Here is a 16,046-nt window from a genome sequence, read left to right on the forward strand (position 1 = left end):
TTTGCATATTGACAAAGCCTGCACAAGCACAGAAGATCATCAAAAAATTGTGATGATTCTAATAAAATGATAGTCGATCAACCCAGTGTATTTAACTTACTGTTTTCTTGGCGGGGCACGATTTTACCGAAGGTCTTACCGCCTTTGGGCGTGGTGATGCTACTCTCCACCATTATTGGCGGTTTGTCTTATATTGGTTATTTTCATTTTCCAGAATTGCCTTTGGTTGGCTTTACTTTAATTGGGGTGGTGCTGTCGATTTTTTTGGGCTTTAAAAACTCTGCCTGTTATGACCGTTGGTGGGAGGCACGTAAACTTTGGGGCATGCTGATTGCCAACGCGCGCCACTTTGACCGCGACTGCCGTATACTTAGTCAAGCACGACGTGAACGCGTCATTCAGCACGTCATTGTATTTGCCAATGTCTTGCGCGACCGCCTGCGTCATCAAACTGCCAATCCAACCGAGTTAATTCAAACCAGTGGCATGAGTCAGCAAGCAATTACCCAACTGTATCAACAAGCCAATGCGCCGCAATACACGCTCAGTTTGATTCAATGGGAGTTAATGCAAGCACTTAAAGAGGGCGAAATTTCCGATATTATTTACACACAAATGAATCAATACGTCACAGAGCTGAGTTTGGTACTCACGGGTTGTGACCGTATTGCTACCACACCGCTTCCTTTTGCGTATTCAGTCCTACTTAACCGAACAGTGTACTTTTTCTGTTTTATGTTGCCCTTTAGTTTAGGGTCTACACTCGGATTGGCGACTCCGCTTTTGGTCGGTATTTTGGCTTATACTTTTTTAGGTCTGGATGCGCTCAGTTCTGAAATTGAAGAACCTTTTGGCACGCAAAGCAATGACTTACCTTTAGATGCAATGGTAAGAACCATTGAAATTGAATTATTGGGTACGTTGGGTAAACCAACGCCACCACCAATTCAGGCACAGGACAATAATTTGCTTTAGACCCTCTTCCCAACCTTCTCCCAGAGGGAGAAGGAGTTTTTATCCTTTCTAAATTTTAATAATGGATATCACATCTGCTTATATGAGAAGGTTGGGATGAGGGAGTTACTCAACAAAACTCTCCCAAATCCCAATTTGACCATCTTTCACCCGCGGAATATTGCCCAATTTAATCCACGGCATATTTTCACCATGAAAATCGCTGCCGACAGATACTTTTAGACCATGTTCAGCAATCATGCGATCCACCATTTGACGGGTCGATGCAGGGTCAATATTAGGCGGCAATTCCACTGCATCACCCCCATATTTGGCAAAAATTTCAATCAAATAACGAATATTGGTCGCAGATAAATCATAACGGGTTGGATGCGCCAACACGGCAAAACCCTGACTGTCATGAATTACCCGAATCGTATCTTCCAAACTCAAGCCATCAAATTTCACATAAGCCTTTTTGCCTTCTTTGATGTATTTATCAAATGCTTGCTGCACACGCGTTACAATGCCTTTTTCTTGTAAGGTTTTGGCAATGTGCGTACGGGTAATCCGATCTGCTACGCCTTCGACTTTAAGAAGTACATCATTATAAATATCTTGTCCAATCAGCGGAGTGAGTAAATCACAAATTTGTTTGGCACGTTCTGCACGAATTTGTTTTTGCTGTTCCAGCAGCGCCTGTAAAGGTGCAGGATTTTGCATGTTTAGCGCCACCACATGCACGCTATAGCTTTTTTTAGTGGCAGGACGTGACCATTGACTGGAAATTTCCACTCCCGAAATAATCTTTAAATCTTGCCCCTGAGCCGCTTGCTCTGCCAAAGCCAGCCCATCCATTGTGTCATGATCAGTCAATGCCAAGGTATGAATGCCCTGCTGAATTGCCGCAGACACCAATTCTCCAGGTGACAAAGTTCCATCAGAAATATTACTGTGTGTATGTAAATCTACGCCGTGCATCACTTATACTATGTCATTTATTTGATCAGATTTAGATACTCTAACATGAAAGCACTTTTAGACTTTGTGCCCCTCATTATTTTCTTTTATTTATACAAAACTGTAGATCCAAAAGACACTAATCATCAATTACTACAACTGATCGGCTCTGCAGGCGGTGTCGATAACAACCATATTTTGGTGGCCACCACAGGTCTGATCATCTCGATGTTAGTGGTGTACGGCGCATTGTTCATCATGCAAAAATTCCGTTTAGATAAACAACAGTGGATTGTGCTGTTTATGACCGTAATTTTTGGTGGCGTTACTTTAATGTTAAGCGATGACTTTTATATTCGCCTGAAAGCTGCCATTTTAAACATTGTATTTGCAGGTGCTTTTTTGCTATCACCATGGTTCAGCAAAGACCGTAAACCACTGATTCAACGCTTATTTGGGCCTGTGTTCAACTTGACCGAAGCTGGCTGGAAAAACCTGAATTATACTTGGGCAGCCATGTTTGCAGTCATGTCTTTCCTACACGTATTTTTTGCATTTTTATTTATGGACGGAAAATATTGGGGCGAATTCACTGCTTTTGGTGACATGATTGTGATGTTTTCCTTTATCATTGTGCAGTTTATTGTATTGCGCAAATACTTTAAAACATCTGAATAATTTCTGATCTGCGATATTCGAGAGTAACTATGCCTTTATTTGTTCTGAGTTGTACTGACCGTGAAGGTACACTGGAAAAACGTCTTGCGACCCGTCCTGCACATCTTGCACGTTTGCAACAACTCGATGCCGAAGGTCGCTTAATTGTGGCGGGGGCAATGCCAAAAGACCCAAGCAATCCACAAGCAGGCTTTTATGGCAGCACCATGATTGTCGATTTTGACAGTCGTGAAGCACTCGATGCTTGGCTACAAGATGAACCTTTCTTAAAAGAAGGCGTATATAGCCACATTGACGTTAAGCCATTCAATAAAGCATTCCCTCAAGGATAAGCGCTATGCGTTTCGTTGTTGCCAGTGTTGTTGCTGTTCTGCTCAGTTCACCTGTATATGCAGTTGAGCCAGCCACAACCACACCTACTGCACCTGCTCCTGCTGCTGTGACCAACACGGCAGCTGTAGCAACAGCCAATGGGGTTACTCCTGCACAAGATAAGCCCCTGACTGCAGAACAAATTGCCAAAAATAAAGCCCTTCAGGAAGCTAAAACCAAAGCCTTGATTAAAGATCAGAGCACACGTTTGCAACAACTTGAACAGGCAAACCTTGATGCTTTGGCACAGAATCAGGAACTGCAACTTAAAAACGATAATTTAGGCGTGCAAGTTCAAGTACTGCAAAGTGAACGCAGTGCGCAAATGTTTTTATACGGTGCTGCAACACTCGCGGTTGGCGTATTGCTCGGCTTCTTAATTGCTAGCTATGTCTATACCAAACGTCGCCGCCAATGGTAAGGTGAGCATTCACCTCTTGATTTAAGGTACTCTGGTTTTGTTTCAGCCTATTCAAACTGCCGAGCTGGATTGGCAACTGGTCGATGGTATTGATGTGCCCATTTCCAAACAATTTGGCGATGTGTATTTCTCTAAAGACAACGGTTTATTAGAAACACGGCATGTGTTTTTACAGGGCAATGACTTACCCATCCGTTTAGCAGCGCTGAATGATTTTGAATATTTTTGTGTAGGCGAAACAGGCTTTGGTACAGGCTTAAATATTTTAGCGCTCTGGCAATTATGGCAACAGGTACGTCCCAATAATCGCAGCCATTTACACGCAATTTCTGTCGAAAAATTTCCACTTTGCAAAGCCGATCTTATACGTGCCTTAGCGGCTTGGCCCGAACTCAGTCATCTGTCTGAACAGCTGATTCAGCAATACCCTGCCGCTATTGCAGGCTGTCATCGTTTAAACTTTCCAGATGAACGCTTTAGCCTAGATTTATGGCTAGGCGATGCTCAGGAGGTTTTTCCTGTCATTGCTAAAACTGCTCCTGTCAATGCGTGGTTTTTAGATGGCTTTGCACCCGCCTGTAACCCCGATATGTGGCAGGAAACCGTGCTCAACCCGATTGTAGCACTGTCCGATTATGGCACGACTTTTGCCTCATTTAGTGTGGCAGGCGTACTCAAACGTGGCTTAAAACAACACGGTATTCACATCACCCGCCCACGCGGTTTTGGGCATAAACGGGAAATGCTGAAAGCCATCTGGCAAGCGCCTGAAATAGAGCCAATATCCGATCAGAACGAAACTCAAATTACAACAAATACCACAACAAGCAACCAACAGCGCCATATTGCGATCATAGGCGCAGGAATTTCGGGTTTAAGCTGTGCGTGGGCATTTTCCCAACGAGGGCATCAAGTCACGCTCTATGACCAAACAGCGCCACTTGCAGGCGGTTCTGGCAATCCTTTGGCACTCTTAAACCCAAAACTTTGCCCAATTCATCAAAGTGCTGATCATTTAATGACTTTGGCATGGCAACATGCTTTAAATCACTATGCCGCATTCAAAGCATTTCGTCCGTTGCAGATTCATCAACTGGCACTTAAACATGCCGATGAATTGCTGGATTTAGCCACACAATACCCAAAAGGTATTTTAGCAGCACAGAGTGCAACCGAACTTACGCCACAAAGCGACTTTGCCAGTTTAAACTTGTTGCAAGCAGGAGCAGTTTCTCCACATCAACTGCGTGATGAAATTCTTGCGCATCCGCACATTCAGTTTCAGCAAGCTCAAATTAAACAAATCACCACGACAGCACAGCAACTGATCTTACACAGCCTAGATACTGAACTTGGAGTGTTTGATCATGTCATCGTCTGTGCAGCGCTGCAAAGCGGTGCTTTTTTTGAGCATTACCCTGTGCTTAAACCCATTCGTGGGCAAGTTAGCTGGGTAAATAATACAGATCAGGCTTTGCCATTATCACAAGCCTATAGCTATGGCGGCTATTGCATGCAGCTCAATGCCGATCAACTGATTTTAGGTGCATCGTTTTATCCAAATCGGGAAGATTGTGACGTCTTGGCAGAAGACCATGTGCATAACTACGAACTTATCCACAGTGTCTTTCCTGCGTATGCCGAAAACTTAGCACCCGTAGATACTTGGCAAGGTCGCGCTTCGCTACGCGCCCAAAGTAAGGATTATTTTCCCCTACTTGGCAAAATGCGTGATGATCAGGAAATTTACAGCTTTGCAGGACTCGGTTCTAAAGGCTTTTTATTTGCCCCGTTGTGCAGTGAAATACTGGCGGCACAAGTTTTAGCAGAAGCCTGCGCTGTACCTAAAAACTTAGTACAAAAACTGGCAGCTACACGTTTTCAGAAAAAGGTGAAAACCAAGAAGCCTTATTTTAAAGCTCCTCCACCTTCAAGCTAACGCTCGCTTAGAGAAAATAGAAATAAAACGATACCCAACAAAAAAGCGCCTTACGGCGCTTTCTTCATATTGATGATACTTAGTGACCTTGTTCCAAAGGCATGCCTGCGTCGCGCGCAGCACGTGTACCACCCATTAAAACCACATATTCACGTGAGCTGTCCAAACCTTCTAGTTTTTCCGCTGCACGTGGGGCTTTACTTCCGCCACCACATAAAATGTAAATGGGTTGATCCGCCGACACCTGAGTAAGACTCTCTGCTGATAGATCGTTAATTGGCTGATTCACAGCACCTTTAACATGAGCTTCTGCATAAGCACTTGCATCACGTACATCCCAGATAATCGCGTCAGCTGGGAACTCAAATGTTGTAATTTCTTGTTTACGGATCATTGCGCACTCCTTTGATGTAAAACAACACTTGGCAAATGAAGAAAACATCCCTAGCATCTCAGATATTGTTTCCATTTGCAAAGGTCTTCATTATGCCTTCTTTCGATATTGTTTCTGAATTAGAACTTTTTGAAGTGAATCATGCGGTTCAAAACACACAAAAAGAAATCGGTACTCGTTTCGATTTTCGTGGTCAGGATGTTTCTATCGACCTCAATGAAAAAAACAAAGAGATTAAAATCTCCACTGAAAGTGATTTCCAATGTGAGCAAGTGTATACCATGCTCGAAAATCACTTCTATAAGCGTAAAGTCGACATTCAGGCGCTTGACCCACAAAAAATGACCGCATCAGGTAAAAATGTGATTCAAGTGATCAAACTTAAAGATGGTCTTGACTCAGATACCGCAAAAAAAATTAACAAAGCCATTAAAGACAGTGGCATTAAAGTGCAATCTTCTATTCAAGGTGACAAAATTCGAGTGACCGACAAGAAACGCGATACATTGCAACAAGTCATGGCGTTCTTGAAAGAGCAACAATTTGGTCTGCCGCTGCAATTTAACAACTTTAAAGATTAATTTGGGGATGTCATGGCACCAACCAATCGCTTAAATAAACTGGTCAAAGCAACATCAAAATTGCCGAAAGGCATTCAAAGCCGCCTTTTAAGTCAAGCCTTTGGCCGTGTCGTGCCGATGGTGGGCACTGCGAAAATTCGCTATCACGAAGTGACCCCATCGCAAGTGGTGGTCAGTCTTGCCAATCATAAAGCCATGCAGAACCATATTGGACAGGTGCATGCCTGTGCTATGGCACTGTTGGCCGAAACTGCCACCGGTTTTGTAACGGCTATGAATGTACCAGATAGTGCCATTGTGCTGATTAAAAGCTTGAAAGTAGACTTTAAACGTCCGACTCAAGGTGCAATGACAGCGATTGCCACATTAAGCCCAGAACAGCAACAACTCATGCACAGCACCGACAAAGGTGAAACACTGGTCAATGTCAGTGTGATTGATGAATCAGGCGAAGCTCCGATTCAGTGTGAAATGTTGTGGGCATGGGTGTCAAAAGCACATTTAAAGCAGAAACAAGCCTAACGCCTGTTTCCTCTCCAAGAAAAAATCCCAGCTACTGTGCTGGGATTTTTTTCATTACGATGTTTGACTAGCTTGATACTTATGATGCTTGACTAGCCTGAGCTTCTAAAAACTTCTGTTTGGCTTCTTCAGGAATCTGACGTTTTGAGCCTTTGACATCAACCGCAACAAAGGTAAATACCCCTTCGGTAACACGCACAGCTTCACGTGAATCATCATGGCTGTCCCACACTTCAATTTGCATTTGAATTGAAGTATTGCCCACTTTCAAAATTTTGGTGTAGCAACTGATCACATCGCCCACTTTTACAGGCACCAAAAAAGTCATTTGGTTAATGGAAATCGTGGCACAACGTCCTTTACTAAAACGCTCGGCATGAATCGCACCAGCCAAATCCATCTGTGAAACGATCCAGCCTCCAAAGACATCTCCACTCCAGTTGGTATCTGCTGGCATGGCAATTGTTTGTAGGGAAAGCACTCCCTCTGGTTTTGCATGAGAATCTGACACGTTCACTCCGGACATTTGCATTAAATTAGCACGAACAGTGCATTAAGACTGGGCGTTGAGTTGCTGATCCAACCACTGTTGTAATTCAGTCGCTCGTAGCGCGCCGCTTATTCTAGCAATTTCATTGCTTTTATTCATCAATACCAGTGTTGGAATACTGCGCACATGGAATGCACTGCTTAAGCGTGGATTGGCCTCGGTATCAATTTTGGCAAACACCACCTGCGGATTCTGCTTGGCAACTGTTGCAAAATGTGGTGCCATCATCTTGCAAGGACCACACCAGTCCGCCCAAAGATCAATCAGAATAGGTAAATCGCTATTTTGGATAAAATGACTAAAATTTTGCTCATTCAATTCAATGGGTGCAAGCGGAATCAGCGCTTGATGACACTGCCCACATGCAGGATTGGCAGATAATTTATCTTCAGGTACACGGTTTTTTGCACCACATCCAGGGCATACAATAATCATTTACTGAACTCCAAACAGTTGCTGTAAAAACTCTAATTGGGTCTGAATGACTTTTTTAAACCATTCACCATGATAAATATCAAAATGTTGCATATCCCACTCTTCATATTGCACATAAGGCGCAATATTGGTGGCCGTTTCACGACTCGATTCAATTGGAATCAGGCTGTCACGCTGTGCAGCAATAAATAACACAGGGATGTTGATTTGCCGCACTTCTTGAATGGGGCGATAACGAATCAAATTAAAAAACACCCGAGCAGGAATTTCCCCACTCCAGTAATGGTCGGGGTTCACAATTGACATATAACCTGCATAACTGTCTGCAGTCGGTAAAAAACATAGTTCTTTTTGCGCCACCACTGCAAGCGTTTTGGGTGACATCCCCACCTTTGCTCCCATATAGTCCTGACTGGAAATTTTTAGGGCTTTCGGAAGTTGCTGCAAAGGATATAACTTGGCACTTTCCGCACCATCTACAAAAGGCACTTGTACCATGACCGCGGCAATATTGTGTAAGCGTGAGGCCAAACTCAGCACATATCCGCCACTCAGAGAAGTTCCCCACAGAATCATGCGTTTGGCATCAATCGACTTACGTTCCGCGATATGTGAAATCATGCTGCGCCAGTCGTCTAACTGCGCCTCTATGGATACCAACTCACGTGGACGCCCCGTACTTCCGCCCCAATAGCGATAATCGAATAACACCACGGCATAGCCTGCCTGAGCAAAATGCTGTGCGTATTGCACCAATTTAAAATGACGCAAGGCTGCTAGACCATGCGCCATCAGAATCACCGCGGGTTTTTCTATAGATTTAGGGCGATAAAAGTCTGCAGCAATCACCTCATGATCACTTTTGACATATAAAGGCTCGACCGTATAGGAATGCATAAGCGCTCCATTGCGTTATTTTATCGTTATAAATATTTCAGAACATTCTGCTCTTGAATCTGCTTAATGCTATCATAAAGCATATTGTCATGAATAAAATGATGGAGTATTCCCATGTCTGAACAAGTCGGTTTTGCGGGTCAAATTGGTCCTGAACATGTGAGCCAAGTTGTAGAAAAAGGCTTTAAGTCAATCATTAATAACCGCCCAGATATGGAAGGTGGTGCCGAGCAACCAAGCAGTGCGCAAATTGAAGAAGCTGCACGTGCAGCAGGTTTAGATTATGTCTATCAACCTGTGGTGTCTGGTCAAATTACTGAAGTCGATGTGCGTACTTTTGCCAATCACTATAACGAATTGCCAAAACCTGTGTTGATGTTCTGCCGTACGGGTAACCGCTCAAACAACTTATTCCAGTTGGCAAAACAAATGGATTTGTTGGATGACTAAACCCATCCTCAAGTATGTATTTTGCTGTATTCTGATCTGTAGCAGTATCCCGCTGAGTCACGCTCAAAACGATGTTCAGACTTTAAATACCAAAGTCAGTGTTGCAGGTCAGATGAATGCTGCCAAATTTTCACAGTTGATGCGGCAAGGTTTTAAATCTGTGATTGTGAACCGCCCTGATCAAGAGATGGGTAATGCAGTCAAGGTGAGTGAATTACGCAATATCGCGGAAAAATCCCAGATCAGTGTGATTTATCAACCTGTCAACAGCGGTAAAATTTCTCAAACAGACATTCTTGAATTCGCCAAATATTATAATGAGCTTCCAAAACCCATTCTGATGATTTGTCGTAGTGGCGCTCGTTCTAGTGCGTTATTTAATCAGGCAAAATCTCAAGGTTTGTTGCATGAATAAAGTTTTATTGGTGGTGATGTGTGTCTTGGCGCTGAGTGCTTGTAGTTCTATGCAAGTACGCCCGACGGTGGGTGTGAATGTGGGGACTTCGCTCTAATTTTTAAATTAGATTCCCATAAAAAAACAGCGCCGAAGCGCTGTTTTTTTAGTTTTTAATTATGGGCATGTTGTTGTATTTACACCATACGGACTTTGCAGGTTAGGTCCAAATGTACCATTCGAACTATAATCGCTAGTTAAAGCAGGTAAAGTTAAATTATAAGTTGTTCTTTGTGGCAATGAAGTGATAGTAGATGCTGCACCAATTTGAACATTTAACCAATTCGCATAAATTTTTGGATAACGGATCGTAAAGTCAAATTTACCATCTTTATCCGTTGTATATTTAGCGGTTTCTCCTTGTCCTAGGAATGTTGGAACTTTTACAGGTACATTTATAACTTCAGGATTAGTAATAGCTACACCTGAAGCATTTGCTGGACAAACACTGATTGGCTGAGTGCTTAGGCTTGCAGGTATATCATCTGTATCATCAGCTGGCGTACCGTTATTATGCATGACCAAACCATTTTGCACATAATGATTTGGATTCGTCAAATCATAATAACGTTCGCCTGCAGCAATCCATTGTTCACTAGCTGTTTTTTCACCTAGCTTAACTGAGTTTCTCCAGATGTACTGACCTTTACGGTAAGTAATAGGTGTAATATCCATCACAACTTCTTGATTAGCTAGAGGTTTACCATCAAAATCAACCACACTCACAGAAAGGTTACGTGTGTAATACACTCCATCACTCGATGTACTAACTTCCGTTGGGTTTACTCCTATTACAATTGATGCAATTGGATTTTGTACTGCCGCCTGAACAATATCAACTTGGGTTACTTGAGTCGCATCAATAAAGCCTTCTTCTTTAAATCTCGCTGTTAAACGTAGATCTTCAGCTGCAAATGTTGCAGCATCATAATTTCCATCTCGTGCACCCTCATCCACTTGTACTTTAAATACGGCTTGTCCGTTGGCATCTGTGGTTAAACCTGATGCTCCTACAATTATTGCCCCATTACGTGCAAAATTATCAATAGCCAATTCAACATACTTATCAGCTATGCCGCCACCATTAGCATCAACCAAAGTCACGGTAACATCCGTCATATCATTACGTACATTCATGGTTGGTTTAGCAGCTGCAACACGTAAACTATAACGTGCAGGCTGTGGTTGTGGTGTTGGAGTCACAATAGGTGCAGGTGTAAATGCTGTTAAACGGTGTATTTGAGATACTGTACCTGCTTCATTAGTATGACTTGCAGTTAGCTCGATTCCACTTGCAATCAATAAATCAGCATCAACTGTACTTCCATCAATCTCAACCGAGAAGAACGCATTACCATTTGAATCCGTAATCACTGTTTGAGGTTCACTGGTATTGGTTTGATGCCCACTTCCTGGTGTTCCAATAATTAAAGTAGCTGCGTTATTTGCAGACAGCCTTACTGGCTGATTACGAACTGGCTGATTATTTCGATCTAATAATGCAACAGTTATAATTGAACGGTCACCCGCAGTGCTTAAATTCGATTTAGAACTCTGTATTGTTAAGTGATTCGTATTAATCGCTTCAGTGACTGTAAAGCTAAGCGTAGTTTCAAGCTTTTCACCTTTAGGGTTAGTAATAATACCTTTAACCTGAATACCATTGTCTAATAAAGCTTGTTTTGCAACTGCTGGAATATTCTTAGGTAATGTAAGAGTTACTGGCAATTGTCCATTAGCAGACGTTAAAACTGAATCTTCACTCAGTTTCACACCAGCTGAAATTGCCTCTGTATTCAATGCCAAATTCACAGGGTAAGCTGAGTTTGCGCCAAGCTCGTCCTTAACGGCTACTTGCACTGTATAGCTCTTACCTAATTCCAAATTAGATTGATCTGCTGTTAAACGTAAGTTTACAGAATCCTTTGGAATCTCAACTTGAATTGAACCGGTTTGCTGTAAACGGTCATTCGGGTTATTTAAACTTGTGCCGACTACCGCAAAAACGATACCATTTTTAATCAAGTTTGCATCGTACCCACCTTCAGCAACTCGAACAGTAAATTCTGCTTCACCATTGCTGTTGGTTACAGCCGAGTTAGAAGATAAAGACACACGTGAGCTAGTTAACGAAGATAAAGCAATTTGAATTGGTGTATTTGGAATAATGGCATTGTCTTTATCTTTTGCAACAACTTTAACACGAACTTCACCACCCAACACTGACACAGTTTGAATATTACCTACATATGCAATATCCAGACCTGCAAGCTCTGGTAAAACGACTGGTGGTTGTGCAACATCAACTTTCTTTGTAACAGTAAATGCGGAACCATCTGTACGAGTTGATTTCACGACTACCGTTAAACCATTCGCAATTAGATTCGTGAGTTCAGTTACATTGCCCGCTTTTACTTTAATTGTAAATTTTGCATGACCATTTACATCTGTGCGAATAGCTTGTGTAGAAACGTAACTCACACCATTATTTAATGCTGCATCATTTAAACCAATACTGATCAGCTGATTTTTAAGTACTTCGCCATCTGTACCTTTTGCGGTGACATTAACAGTTAATGTTTGCTCTTGACCAACTGCTAGAGTCAAATCTCCCAACATATCAACTGTAAAGTGATCAAGATCAATCACACCTTGATCTGTCGGTGCTTTGAAGTTTAGACGCAATGTTTGTGTCTTACCATTTGCTGAAGTCGCAACTAACGGTACACCTTGAATGGCTAAAGCGGCTTGCTCAGGCGATAAGTTCGCCTTGTAAGCAAGAGTAAAAGTGGCATAACCATCGGCTTCAGTCTGTTTAGAAGACTGACCTGTATGACTCAAGCCTAAATCTTGCAACTGTTCATCACTTAAAGACCCTGCAATACCTAGTGAAATAGTTTCACCTTTTGACGCACTGCCTTTTACACCGACTGCCTTGACTTTAACTGTGAAAGTATGATTTTTTGTATAATCAAATACCGCTAGATTTGAATCTATGTCAGAAGTAATTGGATCTATAAATAAATAACGCGTCGCTTCTTCAGCAACTTCTTCATCAGCAACTGTAATCGCAATTGAATTGCTTACACCGTTGTCAGTCGTAAAATTAGCTTTAATTCCTGCTTTTACCAATGCTTCTACTGCAGCAGGTGTTTGGGCTTTAGTCTCAATATTAAAAGTGGCAAACCCATCAACAAAATCTTTTTCCGCAGCCCCATCGAATGTTACACCATTTGATGTTGCCTCAGCATTTAAGTCAAGTTTAACCTTACCTTTAGTTGCTGCTAAGCCTTTATTATTAATTGCCTTAACAGTTACAGCAACTGAGTCATTTTTTGCATTAACTTTATATGAAGATGCAATTTCTAAACGCTGAATAGCATCGGCATCTGAAGCATTTGTATTTTCTGTTACTACATCAACAATAACGCTACCGGACTCAAGGTTAATACCATCTGTATAGGTTGCACTTAACGAAATACCTGTGTCGGATAAAGCAAGTGGATGTGTAACATCGGCCGTGCTAATCGTAAATTCTGCAATACCTTGTGCATTCGTTTTAGCAGTCGCATTATTGAGTTTAACGCCATACGCGAGCTCAGCCTTTGTAAAGCTCAAACGAATCTCTTTTCCACTTAATGGCTCATGTTGATCATTCTTTGCTAATACTTGGATTTTTACAGGAGTTGTACTTTTCGCAGCAACAGCCTGATCTGGCTTAATTACTGAAAGAGTTGAGACAATCTGAGATGTGTCTTTAAATGTTAAATCTGCTGTTGCGGTTTTTTCCGCTTTATGTTCATCAACTAGCAAAAAACTTAATGTTTCAGACTTACCCGCAAAAGTAGCAAGATCAGCTGATGTAAAATTACTACTCGCTTTAAGTGTATATTTCACCTCACCCTGAGCATTTGTTTGTTGAGTTGCTGCGCCATTAGTGATAATAAATTTACCGCGCATCGCTTCAGGCATATTTAAAGTAACAGACTGATTCGCTTTAATACCACCCTTAGCATCTGTTACAGTCGCAGTGACATCCACACTGCCATTTGGTAGATTTAATACTGTGCCTTGGGTCACATTGATTCTATAGTCACTGACAATCGTACTACTTTTCTTAATATTTAAAGTGTAAGGGATACTAACTGAAGTCCCATCAACAGTAGCAGTTAATTGTACTGAACCTTCAGCTTGTGCTAACGCAGGAACATTAATTTCAAATTTAGCTACACCATTTTCATCAGTCGCAACTACAGAGTTGGTACTGCTTACACCAAACTCATTTGTCGCAATTGATAAGCGAATATTTTTGTTGGCAATACCACCATTATCTTCATTTAAAGCTTTAACCGCCAAGTAAACTTTTGAATTATCTGGTGCAAATTGAATTTCCTGACTACTCGCACTCTGTAAATCTCTTGTTAAATGTGTTGCTACCTGTGACGTGTCTGTTGTTGAGGTATTGTCTCCACCACTATTTGGAGGATTAGTTGTACTACTATTATCCGTATTGTAATAACCATCACTTCCACCACCACCACACGCAACCAATGCGATAGAAGAAGCCAATACTGTAGACTTTACCCCTAATTTTTTTAAGTTAATAAAATATGTCATATTCGTACCCATCGTTTTTATAAATGTCACAGACCCGCAAGATAGTTTACGGCTTTTAACGGAATTTACTCAAAATTACAAAAACTTTCAATGTAAATCTTCCAAACCACAAATTAAATCATCATATCGCCTATTAATTGTAGTTATTTTAATTCAAAACATAGAAATAAAATATTAATCAACTAACCAATAAAAAAGTGTAATTTACATGTATTATCTCATTCACATTGGTATAGACATGTAGGTATCAGCACCTATAACAAGCAACTCAGTACCCACAGGACCTACTCATCATCAATCACGGCCCAGGGGAAGCCACCCCTGCCCGCGTTGGTTGTATACCTGCAAAGTTCTTATCTCTAGTGCCAATTGCATTCACGAAATTTAACATGCACAAGAAGTTGCACTCACAGTAGATGCAAATATTGATACATCCCAAATCATGACGCACGAACGCCAATTACGTGATCGTTTTACCCGTGCAACACAAAAAGATGTAGATCGCTGGGAAGCATCCCATAAAACTCAGGCTTTGCGACTTTTATAGATGCCCATATAATTCAAGTGAAAGAACAGCAATATCATGCAAAAGCTTTTATTATTGCAGTCGGTTCTACTCCTGCTTATGACCAAGCATGGAAAAAAACTTAGGTGAACGCTTAATCAGATCAAATCTTTGAATTAGAGAACTTACCCCAATCTTTGGCTGTCATTGGCAGTGGTGTAATTGCAATCGAATTGGCTCAAGCTATGCAGCGCTTAGGGGTAGATACCACTATTTTTGCCCGTAGTCGTAAAGTTGGTTCACTCCGCAGCCCAGAACTACAAACCATTGCACAAGATACACTCAGTCGAGAATTGAATATCAAATTTGAAACCTTGCCTACACAACTACAAAAAACAGAACAAGGCGTGAAAATTGAATATCAAGAAAATGGACAAATACAAAGCTTAACTGCCGATTATGTATTGGTTGCTACGGGTAGACGCAGCTATTTAGATCAGCTTCATCTTGAAAATATTGATACAAGTTTCAACAACATCAAACAACTCCCAATTGATCCTCATACCAAACAACTCGGACAGCATGCTATTTTTATTGTGGGTGATGCACACACGAATACTCCCATTCAACATGAAGCAGCACATGAAGGGCGTGCAGCCGTGCATAATTGTTTAAGCTTTCCAAACATTGAAAATATAAAAACATTAACACCCATGGGCATTGTGTTTAGCTCACCTGAAATGGCATCTGTAGGACAAAACTATAAACAACTGAAAGAGCAAAATATTGCATTTACGACAGGCTTTGTTTCTTATGAAAAACAAGGTCGCGCTTTGGTGCTGGGAAAAAATAAAGGTGCGATTGAAGTTTATATTAATAATAAAAGTCAAAAGTTATTAGGTGCTGAATTATTTGTGGATGCTGCTGGGCACATGGCGCACTTATTGGCTTGGATGATTGATGAAGAACTCACACTTGAGGATATTTTTGATAAACCGTTCTACCATCCAACACTAGAAGAGGGTTTAAGAACAGCACTTAAACATGCACGTCGACAACTACGTTAAATCTAATCAAATTTAGAAAGTATGCTTACTCTTTAAAACCATCCCCTGATGGTTTTATTTTGCCTTCACTTTTTATAGTTTTTAATATTTTCTTTCCTACATAAAAAAACACCCCCAACATTTGTTGAGGGTGTTTAGAATAATGAGCTGGCGATGACTTACTCTCACATGGGTAACCCCACACTACCATCAGCGCGAAGAGGTTTCACTTCTGAGTTCGGGAAGGGATCAGGTGGTTCACTCTTGCTAT

The 16,046-nt window shown here is 41.5% G+C and carries 15 protein-coding genes, 1 rRNA gene and 1 pseudogene; 10 read left to right on the forward strand and 7 right to left on the reverse strand.

Annotation, left to right across the window (positions count from 1 at the left end; all coding sequences use genetic code 11):
- Window positions 1-66 precede the first annotated feature (66 nt).
- Window positions 67-975: a bestrophin family protein gene (locus HYG89_RS13785; RefSeq protein ID WP_178867974.1), complete on the forward strand. Its 909-nt coding sequence runs from the start codon at window positions 67-69 to the stop codon at window positions 973-975.
- Between the two features lie 105 nt (window positions 976-1,080).
- Here HYG89_RS13785 and HYG89_RS13790 read toward each other — a convergent pair whose 3' ends face one another.
- Complete coding sequence (locus tag HYG89_RS13790) at window positions 1,081-1,935, reverse strand: PHP domain-containing protein (protein ID WP_131261955.1); 855 nt, start codon at window positions 1,933-1,935, stop codon at window positions 1,081-1,083.
- A gap of 45 nt (window positions 1,936-1,980) precedes the next feature.
- On the opposite strand from HYG89_RS13790, the gene HYG89_RS13795 reads away from it, so the two are divergent.
- From HYG89_RS13795 to mnmC, 4 genes are read left to right on the forward strand one after another with little or no spacing between them, the layout of a single operon-like run.
- Window positions 1,981-2,592 (forward strand): septation protein IspZ, encoded by a 612-nt coding sequence (locus HYG89_RS13795; RefSeq protein ID WP_004976239.1) that lies wholly within the window; start codon window positions 1,981-1,983, stop codon window positions 2,590-2,592.
- Between the two features lie 29 nt (window positions 2,593-2,621).
- Window positions 2,622-2,924 (forward strand): YciI family protein, encoded by a 303-nt coding sequence (locus HYG89_RS13800; RefSeq protein WP_004976238.1) that lies wholly within the window; start codon window positions 2,622-2,624, stop codon window positions 2,922-2,924.
- 5 nt (window positions 2,925-2,929) lie between these two features.
- Window positions 2,930-3,385: a hypothetical protein gene (locus HYG89_RS13805; RefSeq protein WP_004976237.1), complete on the forward strand. Its 456-nt coding sequence runs from the start codon at window positions 2,930-2,932 to the stop codon at window positions 3,383-3,385.
- Between the two features lie 37 nt (window positions 3,386-3,422).
- Complete coding sequence (gene mnmC / locus HYG89_RS13810) at window positions 3,423-5,324, forward strand: FAD-dependent 5-carboxymethylaminomethyl-2-thiouridine(34) oxidoreductase MnmC (protein WP_178867976.1); 1,902 nt, start codon at window positions 3,423-3,425, stop codon at window positions 5,322-5,324.
- A gap of 79 nt (window positions 5,325-5,403) precedes the next feature.
- Here the strand turns inward: mnmC and HYG89_RS13815 are convergent, their stop codons facing one another.
- Window positions 5,404-5,718: a rhodanese-like domain-containing protein gene (locus HYG89_RS13815; RefSeq protein ID WP_004976235.1), complete on the reverse strand. Its 315-nt coding sequence runs from the start codon at window positions 5,716-5,718 to the stop codon at window positions 5,404-5,406.
- Window positions 5,719-5,810: 92 nt separating this feature from the next.
- Between HYG89_RS13815 and HYG89_RS13820 the strand changes: the two genes are divergently transcribed.
- On the forward strand, window positions 5,811-6,299 hold the full coding sequence (locus HYG89_RS13820) for a YajQ family cyclic di-GMP-binding protein (RefSeq protein ID WP_004976234.1): 489 nt from the start codon (window positions 5,811-5,813) through the stop codon (window positions 6,297-6,299).
- 12 nt (window positions 6,300-6,311) lie between these two features.
- Window positions 6,312-6,821, forward strand: a complete 510-nt coding sequence (locus HYG89_RS13825) for a DUF4442 domain-containing protein (protein ID WP_178867978.1) — start codon at window positions 6,312-6,314, stop codon at window positions 6,819-6,821.
- Between the two features lie 79 nt (window positions 6,822-6,900).
- Here HYG89_RS13825 and HYG89_RS13830 read toward each other — a convergent pair whose 3' ends face one another.
- The 3 genes from HYG89_RS13830 to HYG89_RS13840 form a co-directional block, all read right to left on the reverse strand.
- Complete coding sequence (locus HYG89_RS13830) at window positions 6,901-7,278, reverse strand: acyl-CoA thioesterase (protein ID WP_228748483.1); 378 nt, start codon at window positions 7,276-7,278, stop codon at window positions 6,901-6,903.
- Window positions 7,279-7,374: 96 nt separating this feature from the next.
- Window positions 7,375-7,806 carry a thioredoxin TrxC gene (trxC, locus tag HYG89_RS13835; protein WP_178867980.1) on the reverse strand — a complete coding sequence of 144 codons (432 nt, stop codon included), beginning with the start codon at window positions 7,804-7,806 and terminating at the stop codon, window positions 7,375-7,377.
- A complete protein-coding gene (locus HYG89_RS13840; protein ID WP_178319433.1) occupies window positions 7,807-8,703 on the reverse strand; it encodes an alpha/beta hydrolase in 897 nt (298 codons plus the stop codon).
- A gap of 114 nt (window positions 8,704-8,817) precedes the next feature.
- On the opposite strand from HYG89_RS13840, the gene HYG89_RS13845 reads away from it, so the two are divergent.
- Both HYG89_RS13845 and HYG89_RS13850 read left to right on the forward strand, forming a co-directional pair.
- On the forward strand, window positions 8,818-9,153 hold the full coding sequence (locus tag HYG89_RS13845) for a TIGR01244 family sulfur transferase (RefSeq protein ID WP_178867982.1): 336 nt from the start codon (window positions 8,818-8,820) through the stop codon (window positions 9,151-9,153).
- Entirely contained in the window at window positions 9,146-9,568 is a 423-nt protein-coding gene (locus HYG89_RS13850) for a beta-lactamase hydrolase domain-containing protein (protein ID WP_178867984.1), read from the forward strand. Before HYG89_RS13845 ends, HYG89_RS13850 begins: the two co-directional genes overlap by 8 nt.
- 156 nt (window positions 9,569-9,724) lie before the next feature.
- Here the strand turns inward: HYG89_RS13850 and HYG89_RS13855 are convergent, their stop codons facing one another.
- Entirely contained in the window at window positions 9,725-14,224 is a 4,500-nt protein-coding gene (locus HYG89_RS13855) for a hypothetical protein (RefSeq protein ID WP_178867986.1), read from the reverse strand.
- A gap of 246 nt (window positions 14,225-14,470) precedes the next feature.
- Between HYG89_RS13855 and HYG89_RS13860 the strand changes: the two are divergent.
- Window positions 14,471-15,796, forward strand: a pseudogene (locus HYG89_RS13860) (dihydrolipoyl dehydrogenase).
- A 145-nt stretch (window positions 15,797-15,941) separates the two neighbouring features.
- Here HYG89_RS13860 and rrf read toward each other — a convergent pair.
- Window positions 15,942-16,046: ribosomal RNA gene (gene rrf / locus HYG89_RS13865) — 5S ribosomal RNA — on the reverse strand; the annotation flags it as partial.

It is taken from the genome of Acinetobacter sp. SwsAc5, from assembly GCF_013391485.1.
Taxonomy (GTDB): Bacteria; Pseudomonadota; Gammaproteobacteria; order Pseudomonadales; family Moraxellaceae; genus Acinetobacter; species Acinetobacter towneri.